The following is a 16,689-nucleotide window of genomic DNA, read 5'->3' on the forward strand; positions in this document are numbered from 1 at the left end:
TCTCGCTCCTATGTCGCGTGGTTGAACTTCTTGTGGTCACAGCTTCCGGCTTCGCAACTGGTCGATCCAGACGGTGCCCAGAATCACAACGCCGATAATGATCTGCTGAATGAAACTGGATACCCCATTCATGTTCAGACCGTTGCGAAGAACTCCGATCACGAACGCGCCGATCACGGTGCCAGAGATCGCGCCCACGCCACCCATCAGGGACGTGCCTCCGATCACCGCGCTCGCGATCGCGTCGAGCTCGTACATGACGCCTTCGTTGGGCTGGCCGGTCACGAGCCGGGACATCAGCACGCATCCGGTCACACCGGCCAGCACTCCTGAGAAAACGTAAGTGAAGAGCGTGACGCCTCGAACGTTGACGCCGGAGAGCCGGGCTGCCTCCGCATTCGAGCCGACGGCGTAGATGTGACGGCCGAGCGAAGTCTTCGAGAGCAGCACTGAACCCACGACGAACAGCACGATCATGATGACGACGGGGTATGGAATACCGGGAAAGGTCGTGTCCGGAAAGCCGTCAGCACCGATATGGGAGAGGCGGAACAACGCGCCGTTGCCGAGCGCGCCAAACGCATCGCCAAGATCGGAGACGGGGCGCGCCCCAGTGATCTCCAGTGCAAGACCGCGTGCGACCAGCATCATGCCGAGCGTCGCGATGAATGGCGGCAAGCCCATGCGCGTCACGCAAATACCGTTGACGAGCCCGCACAGGCCACCCACCGTGATCCCGCCGAGCATGGCAACGGGCACCGGCACGCCGGCTTTCACGAGCAGCGCCGCCGACACCCCCGCGAGCGCGAGCACCGAGCCCACGGAAAGGTCGATGCCGCCCGTGATGATCACGCAGGTGGCGGCGACGCCAAGATACGCGATGGATGTCACTTGCAAGCTGACGGTCATCATGTTGCCGACCGAGAAGAAAGCCGCGCTCGAAATCGAGAACGCGATCACAAGTGCTACCAGGCTGCCCAAGGCCGCAAACTTCTGGATGAGGTCGCGACGCCGCTGTCGTGCCGTCCGGTCGACGGACTGGGTCCGGTCCGATGTCATTTCAAGCATGTGTATGCCCCGAAGCAAAGTGCATGATTTCCTCCTGACTGGTCTGTTTCGTTTCGAGAACCGCCGTCATATGGCCCTCGTGAAATACGGCAATTCGATCCGTCATCCCAAGCAGCTCCGGCAACTCCGAACTGATCAGCACGACACCGACGCCATCTGCCGCGAGCCTGTCCATCAGCCCGTAAATGGCAAACTTCGCTCCCACGTCGATACCGCGCGTGGGCTCATCGAAGAACAGGATCTTCGATCCGCGGTAGAGCCACTTGCCGATCACGACCTTTTGCTGGTTGCCGCCGGACAGGTTGCGTACGATCTGGTCGACAGATGGTGTGCGGATAGCCAGTTCCTGCACGTAGCGCCGCGCGACCGCGGCCTCTTCTCTAAAACGCAGGAAGCCGGCGCGCGACGAAATGGCCCGCACGTTCGCAAGCGTGATGTTCACGGCGACAGGCATCGGAAGCGCGAGACCTTCCAGCTTGCGGTCTTCCGACAGGTAGGCGATGCCGTGGCGAATGGCTTCACGCGGCGAACGTATCGTCACGGGCTGACCGTGAAGCGCAATCGTGCCGCCGTCGAGTCGGTCGGCACCGAAGATCGCGCGAGCGACTTCGGTACGGCCTGCGCCCATGAGGCCGGCGAAGCCGAGAATCTCGCCCTTGCGAAGCTCGAATGAAACCGGACCGAAGACACCTGCCCGGCTCAGGTCGCGCACGCTCAGCAGCACGGTGTCGGTGGGCCGCGACTGCCGCGGCGGGTACGCGTCTTCAAGAGAACGTCCCACCATGCGGGCGACGATGTCGTTCACGCTCAGCGCGGAAAAGTCGTCGGTAGAGATATGACGGCCATCGCGCAGTACTGTCACGCGGTCGACGATTTGCGCCATTTCGTCGAGACGGTGCGAGATGTAAAGGATCGCTACGCCTGCCGCTCGCAACTCCTTGATGATCCGGAAGAGCTGAACCGTTTCCGATTCGGTGAGCGACGACGTCGGCTCATCCATGATCAGCACATGGGCGTCGAGCGACAGCGCCTTCGCGATTTCCACCATCTGTTGCTGCGCGATGGACAGCGCGCCAACCCGTGTTGTCGGGGCCACGTTTAGACCCACGCGGGCGAGACAGCGCGCCGCATTGGCATTGAGCTTGCGGAAGTCGACAAACGGCCCGCGTTTGGGCTCGCGTGCGAGGTACAGGTTTTCCGCCACTGTCAGGTGCGGTACGAGGTTGAGCTCCTGATGAATAATCGCGATGCCGGCCGCCTGTGCCTCGGTCGTCGATTGAAACCGCACCGGCTCGCCGCGATAGCGAATGATGCCTTCGTCGGGTTGGTACTGGCCGCTGATGATCTTCATGAGCGTGGATTTACCCGCCCCGTTCTCTCCGCAGACGGCGTGGACCTCTGCGCGCCGAAGATCGAGGCGGATGCCGTCGAGCGCGACGACACCCGGGAAGCGCTTGCCGATACCCTCCAGGCGCAGGATCTCCCGCTCGGGGCGCTTTTCGGGCGCGGCGGCAAGGCGGGTTGGATCGTGAAGCATTGTCATTGCGTCTCCTGTCGAACGGCCGACCTGGCGCTGCGTACTGGTCAGTCCAATTTTGACGAATTAAACAATACTTGATTGTATTGGTCAAGCCAAATGACATTATTACAATTGGTCTTACCTATATCGTAAACCCGAAACCAAGGTCGAATCGCCCGCCACACGTCTACTTCTCCGATTATGTTAGACTTGTGGAGGAGCATTCATTGCCGCTCATGCATTGCTAACCATCTGCAATATGAAACCGACAGAACCAAAGCGGCTTTACCAATCCGTCGCCGACCAGATACTGCTGCTGATTCGTCAAAGCGAAATTCAGGCAGGAGAACGGCTGCCGCCCGAGCGGGAGCTTGCGTTGAAGCTCGGCGTGTCGCGTCCATCGCTGCGCGAAGCGCTCATCGCGCTGGAAATTGGCGGCCAGGTCGAGATCAGGATGGGGTCGGGCGTCTATGTGCGCGATGGAAGTGCGGACAACATTGGTGTGATGGGCGCGCTTGGTGATAGTCCGTCGGAACTGATGCAGGCGCGCGCTGCGATCGAAGGCAGCGTCGTCGTGCTGGCCGCGGCGCGCATGACGGCGGCCACGCTGGATCGTCTGCGCCGCACGATCGACCGGATGCGCAGACTGGCGGCAGCGGGTAAAACGCCCGTCGAGGCAGACCGGCAATTCCACATGCTGATCGCGGAAGCCGCGGGCAACTCGGTGCTCAGCCGCTTTGTGGGCGAACTGTTCGACAGTCGCCATGATCCGATCGCGGCCGCGATGCGGGGCCACACAGAAAGCGCTCACACCTGGACCGCGGCGGCGCAGGAACACGAGGACGTACTGAGGGCCCTGCAGGCCAGCGACCCCATTGCCGCGCAAACAGCAATGCGCGCGCACCTCAGGGCTTCCGAAGAGCGATGGATTAGCGGCGCGTTGAAGCAGGACACGAATTGAAGAGCACTTGCAGGCGGCATGCTGCGCCGGCACTGTCAAGTTGACGCGCATCGACTGCGTGTCTGTCTAAAAAATAGTTATCCTTATCAGATAACTCGCCCAGCTGCGGCTGAGGCAGTCCAGCCATGCCATGCGGCGAGACGTTCCTCCACAATGACGCGGTGACATTCCGCGTTCATCCGATGTCTGGGTAGTGCGAAGTGCTGCCGGATAACTACGCAGTTGATCCGCAATGATCTTCCGCGGTACCGGGTTTGATCGCAGCATTCGTCGAAATTAGCGCTTGGCCGCAGCCTTGGCGCACTTGGCGAATCCAGCACCGAACTTGTCACACCAGCAACGGATCGTTTCGTACGTGATCACGACCGGGCGCCTGCGCCGCGGCGTATTCACCAACGTGCCCGAGTTGATCAAGGCAATCGACGAATACATCGCTCACCACAATACCAACCCCAAGGCGTTCATCTGGACCAGGACCGCTCGCGACATCCTGCAGAAGATCATTCGCGCAAATAGCCGCTGAAGTTCCAGACAGAATGGAACACTACGCTAGAGCAGCACGGCAAACGTCGGCCCGCAACGCCGCATGCGTGCGCCGGGCGAGTGTTTTTGCATCACCGGAAAAATCAGCCAGAGCGCGGCTAAAAGCAAAAACGGCCTGCCGGGCGTTAACCTGGCAAGCCGTTCTGTCTGGCTTTGTCAGCCGCGCCTCGCATCACAACCATGCGATCAAACGCAGCGCCAGATCACCGCTGCACGATCAGGCCAGCATCGAACGCAGCATCCACGCGGTCTTTTCGTGCGTCTGCATGCGTTGCGTCAAGAGATCGGCGGTCGGTTCGTCGTTGGCTGCTTCCGTCGACGGGAAGATTCCGCGCGCCGTGCGCACGACTGCTTCCTGGCCTTCGACGAGCTGGCGAATCATCTCTTCGGCGGCCGGCACACCGTCGGCTTCCGGAATCGACGAAAGCTTCGCGAATTCCTTGTAGCTGCCCGGCGCATGCACGCCCAGTGCGCGGATACGTTCGGCGATCAGATCGACGGCCGTCGCGAGTTCGGTGTATTGCGTCTCGAACATCAGATGCAGCGTGTTGAACATCGGACCCGTCACGTTCCAGTGGAAGTTGTGGGTCTTCAGGTACAGCGTGTAGGTATCGGCAAGCAGACGCGACAGCCCCTCCGCGATCTTCTTGCGATCCTTGTCGGTGATACCGATATTGACGTGCTGAACAACCTGTTTCCTGGCCATGATGACTCCTTTTAAGAGTGATACGAACCGGTCGGCACGCTCGGGATTGCATGCTCGATCCCGAACGCTGAGTGCCCGACAGTGTAGCCTGGACAGTCCCACATGCGCGCACTGGCTGACCGTCGCCCCCGCGCCGGTCAGCCGCCGAAAACGTGCTGCAGCGCCTGTGCGGCGATCACCGCGAGACCGCTCGTGACGATCGCGAGCCCCACCATTTTTCTCGCCACCGTCGCGCCGTGCGCGTGCGCCTGCGCGACATAACGTGCGCCGCCCGTTGAGCGGACGCCGTTCGTACGGTTCATTGCATGCTGCACTGTCCGGTTCATGATCCTTCTCCTTCGATTCAAACCCGGCGGCGCGCCGATGCGCACCGCCATGCCGCCTGACTTCAGTTAACACTTTGCATCCTGCTCCGCGAGCTTCGCGATCGCCGCGACGACGCCTTCGGCATACGCCGGATCGATGCGACGAAAATACCCGATCTGACGCGCCACGATCTCGTCCGGCACGCCGCTGATGTGCCGCGCGATGTTGCCGAACAGGCGCTCGCGTTGTGCCGCATCGAAAATCCGGAACAGCGCGGCCGGCTGGCTGTAGTAGTCGTCGTCTTCCCGATGGTCGTAGCGATCGACGTTACCGGCGACGAGCGCCGGCTCCGCCGCGTTGCGATCCTGCGCGAACTCACCGAAGCGGTTCGGCTCGTAGTTCACCGTGCCGCCCAGGTTGCTGTCGGTGCGCATGCCGCCGTCCCGATGGAACGCATGCGGCGACGCGACGCGCGACGCATTCACCGGAATCTGGTGATGGTTCACGCCCAGCCGGTAACGCTGCGTGTCGCCGTACGAAAAGAGGCGTCCCTGCAACAGGCGGTCCGGCGAAAACCCGATACCCGGCACGACGTTCGCCGGCGAAAACGCGGCCTGCTCGACATCCACGAAGTAGTTGCCGGCATTCCGGTTCAATTCAAGGGTGCCGACGTCGATCAACGGATAGTCCTTGTACGGCCACACTTTCGTGATGTCGAACGGGTTGTAGCGATACGTCGCGGCATCCGCTTCCGGCATCACCTGAATGCAGAATCGCCACTTCGGAAAATTCCCGCTGTCGATGTTCTCGACCAGGTCGCGCTGCGCGCTTTCGCGGTCGGCGGCGATCACCTGCGCGGCTTCGGCGTCGATGTAGTTTTCGATGCCCTGCATCGACCTGAAGTGGAACTTCACCCAGAAGCGCTCGTTGTTCGCGTTGATGAACGAGTACGTGTGCGAGCCGAAGCCGTGCATCGTCCGGTAGCTCCGCGGAATGCCACGGTCGCTCATCACGATCGTCACCTGATGCAGCGACTCCGGATGCCGCGACCAGAAGTCCCACGCCGCGACGTTGCTGCGCGTGTTCGTGTACGGGTCGCGCTTTTGCGTATGGATGAAGTCCGGAAACTTCAACGGATCGCGAATGAAGAACACCGGCGTGTTGTTGCCGACCACATCCCAGTTGCCCTCTTCCGTGTAGAACTTGATGGCGAAACCGCGCACATCGCGCTCGGCGTCGGCGGCGCCGCGCTCACCGGCGACGGTCGAAAAGCGCATGAAGAGCGGCGTTTCCTTGCCGACCTGCGCGAACACCTTCGCTTTCGTGAAGCGCGAGATGTCGTGCGTGATCTTCAGCGAGCCGAACGCGCCGGACCCTTTTGCATGGACGCGCCGCTCGGGAATCACCTCGCGGTCGAAGTGCGCCAGCTTCTCGATCAGCCAGACGTCCTGCAGCGCGACCGGGCCGCGCGGGCCGGCGGTCATCGAATTCTGGTTGTCGGCGACGGGCGCGCCGGCGGCGGTGGTGAGTTTGCGTTCAGACATCCTTCTACTCCTGGCTTTTATCCGAAATTGAGCGGTATGGCGGTAGCGGCGAACTTCAGGCCGAAATCGCGCGATCGACGAGAAGCGCGAACGCCACGGTGCGCAGCGATGCGGCGAGGGTCTGTACCGGGAGCGTCGTGGCTTGCCGGGCAAGCGGGGATTGGGCTTGATTCATCGGTTCCTCCGGGTGTGTCGGATCGGGCGATCCATGGAGGAAACTATAACTATGGCTATCGAATTATAGAATTTGATTAAATATATCTATTTGATAGCGGAAGCCCTGAATCTGGATGGGCTTCTTCTGGCCGCGCGGCGCGATGCCGGCGGCCAGTGCAACGGATGCGATGCGAATGCGAAACGGATGCGATGCGGCCGCGCGCGTTAGCTGACCGCTGCGGGCTGGTCGAGCTTGCTCACGCCGGACAGGTCGCAGGCGCTGATGGCATCGCAGATGGCGTCGATGGCGGGCATCCGCGTGAAGCTCTTGCGCCACGCCAGCACGACGCGACGGTCGGGCACCGGATCGTCGAAATGCACGTAGCTGAGGAGCCCCGAGTCGACGCCGCCCGCATGCGGCTTCACCTCGGTCACCGACATGCGCGGCAGCACGGTGATGCCGACGCCGCTCGCGACCATATGGCGGATCGTCTCGAGCGAAGAACCCTCGAACGTTTTCTGGATGCCGTCGGCGTTTTGCGAAAAGCGCATCAGCTCCGGACACACGCCCAGCACGTGATCGCGGAAGCAATGCCCGCTGCCGAGCAGCAGCATGGTTTCCTGCTTCAGGTCGCTCGGGTCGATTTTCGGGCGCGTCTCCCATGCGTGGCCCGACGGCAGCGCGACGACGAACGGCTCGTCGTACAGAGGACGCAGCATCAGGCCAGTTTCCGGGAACGGCAGCGCCATGATGGCGACGTCGATTTCGCCCTGCTTGAGCAGCTCGATCAGCTTGAGCGTGTAGTTTTCCTGCAGCATCAGCGGCATCTGCGGGACGCGCTGGATCATCTGCTTGACGAGCGTGGGCAGCAGATACGGCCCGATCGTGTAGATCACGCCCAGACGCAGTGGCCCGACGAGCGGATCCTTGCCCTGCTTGGCGATTTCCTTGATGGCGAGCGTCTGTTCCAGCACGCGCTGCGCCTGCGAGACGATCTGCTCGCCCACCGGCGTCACGCTGACTTCGCTCGTGCCGCGCTCGAAAATCTGCACGTTCAGTTCGTCTTCGAGCTTCTTGATCGCCACCGACAGCGTCGGCTGGCTGACGAAACACGCTTCGGCCGCCCGGCCGAAGTGCCGTTCGCGGGCAACCGCGACGATGTATTTCAATTCAGTGAGCGTCATTGGGGACCAATCAGAGCGATGGATTCGATAGGTTTCTGTTATACACCTATGGGGCCAATTCGCCAACCCGGATTGACTTTGATACGGGGCAAAACCGCTGACGCCCCGCCAGGCCCGGGTTACGGGGGCGCGGCGGGCGCCAGAAACATCAGGCCTTCAGATAGTGCTCGCGCGCGCCGAGCCAGCGGGCAAGGTGCTGGGTGACGACATCCGGGTACTCGTCGAGCAGACGCGCGGCCGCTTCGCGCGCCGGCTCGATCAGCCAGCCGTCCTGTTCGAGATCGGCAAACCGCAGCATGGCCGCGCCCGACTGCCGCGCGCCCAGAAACTCGCCGGGCCCACGGATTTCGAGGTCGCGCCGCGCGATTTCGAAGCCATCGGTCGTTTCGCGCATGGTCTGCAACCGTGCGCGGGCGGTTTGCGACAGCGGCCCGGTATAGAGCAGCACGCACACCGACGCCGCGCTGCCGCGCCCCACCCGCCCGCGCAGCTGGTGCAGCTGCGCGAGACCGAAGCGCTCGGCGTGCTCGATCACCATCAGCGATGCGTTCGGCACGTCGACGCCCACTTCGATCACCGTCGTCGCGACCAGCAGTTGCACTTCGTTGCGCGTGAAGGCGTCCATCACCGCGGCTTTCTCCGCGGGCGCGAGGCGTCCATGCACGAGGCCGACGTTCAGTTCCGGCAACGCCGCGATCAGCGTTTCGTACGTTTCAACCGCGGTTTGCAGCTGGAGCGTCTCGCTTTCCTCGATCAGCGGACAAACCCAGTAGACCTGGCGCCCGGTCAGCGCCGCCTCGCGCACGCGGCCGGTCACTTCCTCGCGGCGCGCGTCGGACACGAGTTTGGTCAGGATCGGCGTGCGGCCGGGCGGGAGTTCGTCGATGGTGGAAACGTCGAGGTCCGCGTAGTAAGTCATCGCGAGCGTGCGCGGAATCGGCGTTGCCGACATCATCAGTTGATGCGGCTGGAAGTCGCGCGCGCCGTCGCCGGCGTTCCGCCCCGGAGGAAGTCCGCCTGGGGGACGCGCCTTCGCGCGCAGCGCGAGCCGCTGTTCGACGCCGAAGCGGTGCTGTTCGTCGACGATCACGAGGCCAAGGCGCGCGAATTCGACGGTGTCCTGGATGATCGCGTGCGTGCCGATCACGAGCTGCGCGGTGCCGAGCGCGGCGGCTTCGAGCGCGGCGCGCTTGTCTTTCGCCTTCAGGCTGCCGGCGAGCCACGCGACGCTCACGCCCAGCGGTTCGAGCCAGCCGCGCAGCTTGCGCGCGTGCTGTTCGGCGAGGATTTCGGTCGGCGCCATCAACGCGGCCTGATAGCCCGCGTCGATCGCCTGCGCGGCGGCGAGCGCCGCGACGACCGTCTTGCCGCTGCCGACGTCGCCCTGCAGCAGACGCTGCATCGGGTGCGGCTGCGTCAGATCCTGCGCGATCTCCGCCGTGACGCGCTGCTGCGCGCCCGTCAACGCGAACGGCAACGCGTCGAGCAGGCGGGTGACGAGCGACGCCCGATCCGCCGGCCCGCGACGCGCCATCGCCGGCGCCGCGCGCGTGCGCCGCTCTTCGTGCGCGCGCTTGAGCGACATCTGCTGCGCGAGCAGTTCCTCGAACTTGATGCGCGCCCATGCCGGATGCGTGCCGTCGATCAGCGCGTGCTCGTCGGAATCCGCGTTCGGATGATGCAGCATGCGTACCGCGTCGATCAACGACGGCACACCCAGCGGCTGAAGGTACGCCTGCGCGACCGACGCGGGCAGCAGTTCCGGCAGCGCGGTGCGCGACAGCGCGTTGTCGATCGACTTGCGCAGATAGGCCTGCGTCACGCCGGCGGTACTCGGATAGACCGGCGTGAGCGCCTGCGGCAGCGGCGTTTCTTCCTCGACGACCTTCACCGCCGGATGCACCATCTCCATGCCGAAGAAGCCGCCGCGCACGTCGCCGCGCACGCGCAGCCGCTGGCCGATCGCCATCTGCCGGACCTGCGAGCCGTAGAAGTTGAGAAAGCGCAGCACGAGTTCGTCGCCGGCATCGTCGCGCAGCTTGACCAGCAACTGGCGACGCGGACGGTAGGCGATCTCGTTGTCGAACACGACGCCTTCGGTCTGCGCGAGGTCGCCTGGCAGCAGTTCGCCCACGGGCGTGAGCGACGTTTCGTCCTCATAGCGCATCGGCAGATGCAGCACGAGATCGATGTCGCGCGTGAGGCCAAGTTTGGCGAGTTTGTCGGCGGTTCGGGGGAGCGCCGCAGCGGGTTTTTTCGCGCTCGCCTGATCGTCCGCCTGCGCGGGCGTTGCCGCGGCAGCCGCCGCCTTGCCGCGCGCGGCGCGGCGTTTCGGCGCGGCGCTCACTTCTTCGGTATCGGCAGGCATACGGCGTTCGGGCAAGGGCATGTGTCGCTTCGCAAGTACAATATCGGCTTTCCAGTGTGGCGCAGCGCGGCTGCGCTCCGTCTGCCGGCAGATCCGGCGGATCGCTCACGCGGGCTGGCGCTGCAATGTTTCGCAATCATAGCCGCTCGCCGCCCGGCACCGGTTCAATTCAGCATCGATTCACATCCAGTCCTTCCGCATGTTCACGCTTTCCGATTTCGATTTTGTCCTGCCGCCCGAGCTGATCGCGCAGACCGCGTTGCCCGAGCGCAGCGCGAGCCGTCTGCTCGAAGTGGACGGCTCGAGCGCGCCCGCCCGCTTCAACGACCGCGGCTTCGCCGAGCTGCCCGCGTGCATCGCGCCCGGCGATCTGCTGGTCTTCAACGATACCAAAGTCCTGAAAGCACGCTTCCTCGGCCAGAAGGCCAGTGGCGGCAAGATCGAAGTGCTGGTCGAACGGCTGACTGGCGAGACGACCGCGCTCGCGCAGATCCGCGCGAGCAAAAGCCCGGCGCCCGGCACGACGCTGCGTCTCGCGGATGCGTTCGACGTCACGGTCGGCGAGCGCGTCGAGCCGTTCTACACGCTGCACTTCCCGGCGGACTGCCTGACGCTGATCGAGCAGTACGGCCGGCTGCCGCTGCCGCCCTACATCGAGCACGACCCCGACGCGACCGACGAGACGCGCTATCAGACCGTGTTCGCACAGAACCCGGGCGCCGTCGCCGCGCCGACCGCGGGCCTGCACTTCGACACGTCGCTGCTCGCGCGTCTCGACGAGAAAGGCATCGAGCGCGCGACGCTGACGCTGCATGTCGGCGCGGGCACGTTCCAGCCGGTGCGCGTCGAGAACCTCGACGAGCACAAGATGCACAGCGAGTGGTACCAGTTGCCGCAGACGCTCGTGGACCGCATCGCCGCGACCCGGGCGCGCGGCAACCGCGTGATCGCGGTCGGCACGACGTCGATGCGCGCGCTCGAAGCCGCAGCGCGCAGCGCCGAGGAAGCCGGCCGCCCGCTCGCCGCGACGAGCGCCGAAACGGACATCTTCATCACGCCGGGCTACCGGTTCCGGATCGTCGACCGGCTGGTGACGAACTTCCATCTGCCGAAATCGACGCTGTTGATGCTGGTGTCGGCGTTCGCCGGGGTCGACACGATCCGCGCCGCCTACGCGCACGCGATCGAGGAGCGGTACCGCTTTTTCAGCTACGGCGACGCGATGCTGCTCACGCGCCGCGACGCGTGATTCACCGCGGCCCGGACATCACGTAACGGGCCGCTTCAGTTTCAACCCGCCGTCGCGCGAGGCGCGACGGCGTTCTTCATCTGCGCCGGACTGTTTTCCGGTGGCACAGGAGTCTTTTCATGACCGACGGTCATCAGCACGCAACACAAACCGCACGCCCGGACAACGGCCTCAAGTTCGAACTGCTCACCACCGACGGCGAGGCGCGCCGCGGCCGCGTGACGCTCAATCACGGTGTCGTCGAAACGCCGATCTTCATGCCAGTGGGCACGTACGGCACGGTGAAGGCGGTCCAGCCGCGCGAACTCGAGGAGATGCACGCGCAGATCATCCTCGGCAACACCTTTCACCTGTGGCTGCGCCCCGGGCTCGAGACGGTCGCCGCGCACGGCGGCCTGCATGCCTTCATGGGCTGGAAAAAGCCGATCCTGACCGATTCAGGCGGCTTTCAGGTGTTTTCGCTCGGCGATCTGCGCAAGATCACCGAGGATGGCGTCACGTTCGCGTCGCCGATCAACGGCGACAAGCTCTTCCTGTCGCCGGAAGTGTCGATGCAGGTCCAGAAGGTGCTGAACTCCGACATCGTGATGCAGTTCGACGAATGCACGCCGTACGCGACCAACGACGTCCCGACGTCCCACCAGGAAGCGGCTGATTCGATGCGCATGTCGATGCGCTGGGCGAAACGTTCGATCGATGAATTCAACCGCCTCGGCAATCCCAACGCGCTCTTCGGCATCGTTCAGGGCGGCATGTTCGAGGATCTTCGCGACGAATCGCTCGCGGGCCTGTCGGACATCGACTTCCACGGCTTCGCGATCGGCGGGCTTTCCGTGGGTGAGCCGAAGGAGGACATGATGCGCGTGCTGAACCACATCGCGCCGAAGCTGCCGGCGAACAAACCGCATTACCTGATGGGCGTCGGCACGCCGGAGGATCTGGTCGCGGGCGTGGCTGCCGGCGTCGACATGTTCGACTGCGTGATGCCGACCCGCAATGCGCGCAACGGCTGGCTCTTCACCCGTTTCGGCGACATCAAGATCCGTAACGCGACGCACCGGAACTCGCTGCGCCCGCTCGACGAGCGGTGCGGCTGCTACACCTGCCGCAATTTCACCCGCGGCTATCTGCACCATCTGCATCGCGTGGGCGAAATTCTTGGCGCGCAGTTGAACACGATCCACAACCTGCATTACTACCTGGAACTGATGCAGGAAATGCGCGACGCGATCGAAGCCCACATGTTCGATGCGTTCCGCAAACTGTTCCACGAGAACCGGGCGCGCGGCGTCGAAGGGCCTGCCTGACGGCGTTTCCACGTTGCGGGCAAGGCCGTGCCGCCCGCAAACGCCCGCCCATTAACGCACAGGGCGAAATCCGCAGAACCATGCGCCCATATGCCGGAACAAACCTTACAATCATCTTTCGCAACGTATGACCAGGCTGCGCTTATCGCAAATAACAGCTTGATCGGAAAGCGCATTTCATGTGCAGTTGCGGCTTATCGCCGGTGGTAGAATAACCGGCTGCATTTTTTGATCATAACGGAGAGACCAACGTGTCGTTCATTTCCAATGCCTTCGCGCAAGGCACCGGTGGCGCAGAATCGAGCCTGATGAGTTTCCTGCCCCTGATCCTGATGTTCGCCGTGCTGTATTTCATCATGATCCGTCCGCAAATGAAGCGCCAGAAGGAACACCGCAACATGCTCGCTGCGATGGCCAAGGGCGACGAAGTCGTCACGAACGGCGGCATCGTGGGCAAGATCACCAAGGTGAGCGATGCTTACGTTGGCGTCGAGATTTCTGAAGGCACTGAAATCACCGTGCAGAAAGCTTCGGTGACGCAGATTCTCCCGAAAGGCACGCTCAAGTCGCTGTAAGGCCTGCTCTTTCGCGTCCGGCGCGGCCTCGCCGGAACCGCAAACGGCTCACGCCGCGGTTTCCGCGCTCATCGCCGGACGCATCGCCTGAAAGCCTGGAAAATCGGACCGGGCTTCCAGGCCAACCTTCCCGTTGGGCCATCCCCATGAATCGTTACCCCCTCTGGAAATATGTCGTGATGCTGGTGGCGCTCGCCATCGGCCTCGTGTACACGTTGCCGAACTTCTTCGGTGAAGCGCCGGCGGTCCAGGTGTTGAGCGGCAAGGCCACGGTCAAGCTCGATTCGACCACGCTCACGCAGATCGAAGCCGCGCTCGCTGCCAGCCAGATCAAACCGTCCGCCGTCACGTTCGACAATTCGTCGACCAACGCGAACATCCGCGTGCGTCTGACGGACACCGACACACAGCTGCGCGTGAAGGACCTGCTGCAGAAGTCGCTGAACGCCGATCCCAACGATCCGCAGTTCATCGTCGCGCTGAACCTGCAAAGTGCGTCGCCCGGCTGGCTGACCGCGCTGCACGCGCTGCCGATGTATCTCGGTCTCGATCTGCGCGGCGGGGTCCACTTCCTGCTGCAGGTGGACATGGCCGGCGCGCTGAACAAGAAGCTCGACTCCGACTCCTCCGACGCCCGCACGCTGCTGCGCGACAAGAACATTCGCGACGGCGGCGTGAACCGCGTGAACCAGTCGGTCGTCGTCAATTTCGCCGACGCGGACGTCGCCGAAACCGCGCGCAAGCAGCTTGCCACGGGCATCAACGAACTCCAGTGGGTCACGCAGCCGAATCCGGCGGGCGGCGTCCAGGTGGTCGGCACCTTCACGCCCGCCGTGCAGAAGACGGTCGAAGACTCGGCGCTCAAGCAGAACATCACCACGCTGCACAACCGGGTGAACGAACTGGGCGTCGCCGAACCGGTGATCCAGCAGCAAGGCGCCGACCGCATCGTGGTCGAGCTGCCGGGCGTGCAGGACACGGCCAAGGCGAAGGACATCATCGGCCGTACGGCGACGCTCGAAGCGCGTCTGGCCGACCCGGTGAACACGCATCCGAACCCGAACGATCCGGTGCCGCCGGGCGACGAGCTCTTCACGCAGGGCGCACAGACGCCGGTGCTGCTGAGAAAGCAGATCATCTTCACGGGCGACCGGATTATCGATGCGTCGTCGGGCTTCGACGAGCATCAGCGTCCGTCGGTGAACATCCGCCTCGACAGTCGCGGCGGCCGCGCCGTGGCGTCGGTGTCGCGCGACAACATCGGCAAGCCGATGGCGATGGTGCTGTTCGAGAAGGGCAAGGGCGAAGTGCTGACGGTCGCGACGATCCAGTCGGAACTGGGCGACCGCTTCCAGATCACCGGCCAGCCGACGCCGCAGGCCGCGGCGGATCTGGCGCTGCTGCTGCGCGCCGGCTCGCTGGCGGCGCCGATGGACATCATCGAGGAACGCACGATCGGCCCGAGCCTCGGCGCCGACAACATCAACAAGGGCTTCCACTCGGTGGTGTGGGGCTTCGCGGCGATCGCCGTCTTCATGATCGCGTACTACATGCTGTTCGGCCTGATCTCGATGATCGGACTGTCGGTGAACCTGCTGCTGCTGATCTCGATTCTCTCGATGCTGCAGGCCACGCTGACATTGCCGGGTATCGCCGCTATCGCGCTCGCGCTCGGTATGGCGATCGACGCGAACGTGCTGATCAACGAGCGCGTGCGTGAAGAACTGCGCCACGGCGCGCCGCCGCAACTGGCCATCCAGAACGGCTACTCGCATGCATGGGCGACGATTCTCGACTCGAACGTGACCACGCTGATCGCGGGTCTCGCGCTGCTCGCGTTTGGTTCGGGTCCGGTGCGCGGCTTCGCGGTCGTCCACTGTATCGGCATCATGACGTCGATGTTCTCGGCGGTGTTCTTCTCGCGCGGTATCGTGAACTTCTGGTACGGCGGCAAGAAGAAGCTGAAATCGCTGGCGATCGGTCAGGTGTGGCGTCCGACGCCCGTCGAAGGCGACGCTGCGTTCCTCGGCCACGACGATACCGCAACCGACACGGCGCAGGCCGTCGCTGCCGCCAGCCCACGCGCTGCCGCGAAAACCGGTGCGGCGCGCACCGGCAAGCCGGTTGTCCGCCGTCGCAACGATCCGGGCAGCGCGCCCCGGAAACCGGGTTCATCCCGCTGAGTCCCGGAGAAAGAGACCATGGAATTTTTCCGCATCCGCAAGGATCTTCCGCTCATGCAGCGCGCGTTGATTTTCAACGCGATCTCGCTCCTGACGTTTATTGCCGCCGTGTTTTTCCTTTTGCATCGCGGGCTGCATCTGTCGGTGGAATTCACCGGCGGCACGGTGATCGAAGTGCAGTATCCGCAGGCCGTGCCGCTCGAACCCGTGCGCGACACGCTCGGCAAGCTCGGTTACGCCGACGCCCAGGTGCAGAAGTTCGGCACCTCGCGCGACGTGCTGATCCGTCTGCCGCTGAAGTCGGGCTTCACGTCCGCGCAGCAGAGCGACCAGGTGATGGCCGCGCTGAAGGCCGATGACGCGCAGGTGCAGTTGCAGCGCGTCGAGTTCGTCGGTCCGCAGGTCGGCAAGGAGCTCGCCACCGATGGCCTGCTCGCGCTGGCGTGCGTGGTCACCGGCATCGTGATCTATCTGTCGTTCCGGTTCGAATGGAAGTACGCCGTCGCCGGCGTGATCGCCAACCTGCACGACGTGGTGATCATTCTCGGCTTCTTCGCGTTCTTCCAGTGGGAGTTCTCGCTGTCGGTGCTCGCCGCCGTGCTCGCGGTGCTCGGTTACTCGGTGAACGAATCGGTCGTTATTTTCGACCGGATCCGCGAAACGTTCCGCCGCGAACGCAAGATGACGGTCATCGAGGTCATCAACCACGCGATCACGAGCACGATGTCGCGCACGATCATCACCCACGGCTGTACGCAGATGATGGTGCTGTCGATGTTCCTGTTCGGCGGCCCGACACTGCATTACTTCGCGCTGGCGCTGACGGTCGGTATCCTGTTCGGTATCTACTCGTCGGTGTTCGTCGCCGCGGCGCTTGCGATGTGGCTCGGCGTGAAACGTGAAGACCTGATCAAGGACAAAAAGGAACGTCACGACCCGGACGATCCGAACGCAGGCGCGCAGGTTTAAGCCGCGGGTTCAGGCATTACCCTTCGCGACAACGCAGGGGCATATGACAA

The 16,689-nt window shown here is 63.6% G+C and carries 13 protein-coding genes and 1 pseudogene; 6 read left to right on the forward strand and 8 right to left on the reverse strand.

What is annotated here, in order from left to right; translation table 11 throughout:
* Positions 1-36 precede the first annotated feature (36 nt).
* A complete protein-coding gene (locus BLV45_RS10795; protein ID WP_090532571.1) occupies positions 37-1,068 on the reverse strand; it encodes an ABC transporter permease in 1,032 nt (343 codons plus the stop codon).
* Positions 1,061-2,605: a sugar ABC transporter ATP-binding protein gene (locus tag BLV45_RS10800; RefSeq protein WP_245753202.1), complete on the reverse strand. Its 1,545-nt coding sequence runs from the start codon at positions 2,603-2,605 to the stop codon at positions 1,061-1,063. Before BLV45_RS10800 ends, BLV45_RS10795 begins: the two co-directional genes overlap by 8 nt.
* Positions 2,606-2,846: 241 nt before the next feature.
* Here BLV45_RS10800 and BLV45_RS10805 point away from each other — a divergent pair, with 241 nt between their 5' ends.
* Positions 2,847-3,548, forward strand: a complete 702-nt coding sequence (locus tag BLV45_RS10805; protein ID WP_090532575.1) for a FadR/GntR family transcriptional regulator — start codon at positions 2,847-2,849, stop codon at positions 3,546-3,548.
* 201 nt (positions 3,549-3,749) lie between these two features.
* On the opposite strand, the pseudogene BLV45_RS27840 reads toward BLV45_RS10805, so the two are convergent.
* From BLV45_RS27840 to recG, 6 genes and pseudogenes are all read right to left on the reverse strand, one after another.
* Positions 3,750-3,920: pseudogene (locus BLV45_RS27840) on the reverse strand (IS6 family transposase); the annotation flags it as partial.
* 388 nt (positions 3,921-4,308) lie between these two features.
* Positions 4,309-4,797: a Dps family protein gene (locus tag BLV45_RS10815; RefSeq protein ID WP_090532578.1), complete on the reverse strand. Its 489-nt coding sequence runs from the start codon at positions 4,795-4,797 to the stop codon at positions 4,309-4,311.
* Between the two features lie 137 nt (positions 4,798-4,934).
* The gene (locus BLV45_RS10820) at positions 4,935-5,123 is read right to left on the reverse strand and encodes a hypothetical protein (RefSeq protein WP_143130414.1); all 189 of its coding nucleotides are present in this window, start codon (positions 5,121-5,123) and stop codon (positions 4,935-4,937) included.
* Between the two features lie 66 nt (positions 5,124-5,189).
* Positions 5,190-6,647, reverse strand: a complete 1,458-nt coding sequence (locus BLV45_RS10825; RefSeq protein ID WP_090532582.1) for a catalase — start codon at positions 6,645-6,647, stop codon at positions 5,190-5,192.
* A 381-nt stretch (positions 6,648-7,028) separates the two neighbouring features.
* Positions 7,029-7,988, reverse strand: coding sequence for a LysR substrate-binding domain-containing protein (locus tag BLV45_RS10830; RefSeq protein ID WP_090532584.1), 960 nt, complete (start codon positions 7,986-7,988; stop codon positions 7,029-7,031).
* Positions 7,989-8,136: 148 nt separating this feature from the next.
* Entirely contained in the window at positions 8,137-10,377 is a 2,241-nt protein-coding gene (gene recG, locus BLV45_RS10835) for an ATP-dependent DNA helicase RecG (protein ID WP_090532586.1), read from the reverse strand.
* Positions 10,378-10,555: 178 nt separating this feature from the next.
* Between recG and queA the strand changes: the two genes are divergently transcribed.
* The 5 genes from queA to secF all read left to right on the forward strand — a co-directional run bounded on the left by queA (position 10,556) and on the right by secF (position 16,639).
* Positions 10,556-11,605, forward strand: coding sequence for a tRNA preQ1(34) S-adenosylmethionine ribosyltransferase-isomerase QueA (gene queA, locus BLV45_RS10840; protein ID WP_090532589.1), 1,050 nt, complete (start codon positions 10,556-10,558; stop codon positions 11,603-11,605).
* Positions 11,606-11,724: 119 nt separating this feature from the next.
* Positions 11,725-12,912 carry a tRNA guanosine(34) transglycosylase Tgt gene (gene tgt, locus BLV45_RS10845; RefSeq protein ID WP_090532591.1) on the forward strand — a complete coding sequence of 396 codons (1,188 nt, stop codon included), beginning with the start codon at positions 11,725-11,727 and terminating at the stop codon, positions 12,910-12,912.
* 251 nt (positions 12,913-13,163) lie between these two features.
* Positions 13,164-13,487 carry a preprotein translocase subunit YajC gene (yajC, locus tag BLV45_RS10850; protein ID WP_090532593.1) on the forward strand — a complete coding sequence of 108 codons (324 nt, stop codon included), beginning with the start codon at positions 13,164-13,166 and terminating at the stop codon, positions 13,485-13,487.
* 146 nt (positions 13,488-13,633) lie between these two features.
* Positions 13,634-15,670: a protein translocase subunit SecD gene (gene secD, locus BLV45_RS10855; RefSeq protein WP_090532595.1), complete on the forward strand. Its 2,037-nt coding sequence runs from the start codon at positions 13,634-13,636 to the stop codon at positions 15,668-15,670.
* 18 nt (positions 15,671-15,688) lie between these two features.
* Positions 15,689-16,639 (forward strand): protein translocase subunit SecF, encoded by a 951-nt coding sequence (gene secF / locus BLV45_RS10860; RefSeq protein ID WP_090532597.1) that lies wholly within the window; start codon positions 15,689-15,691, stop codon positions 16,637-16,639.
* The last annotated feature ends 50 nt before the right edge of the window (positions 16,640-16,689 follow it).

This window comes from Paraburkholderia sartisoli, from assembly GCF_900107685.1.
GTDB lineage: Bacteria > Pseudomonadota > Gammaproteobacteria > Burkholderiales > Burkholderiaceae > Paraburkholderia > Paraburkholderia sartisoli.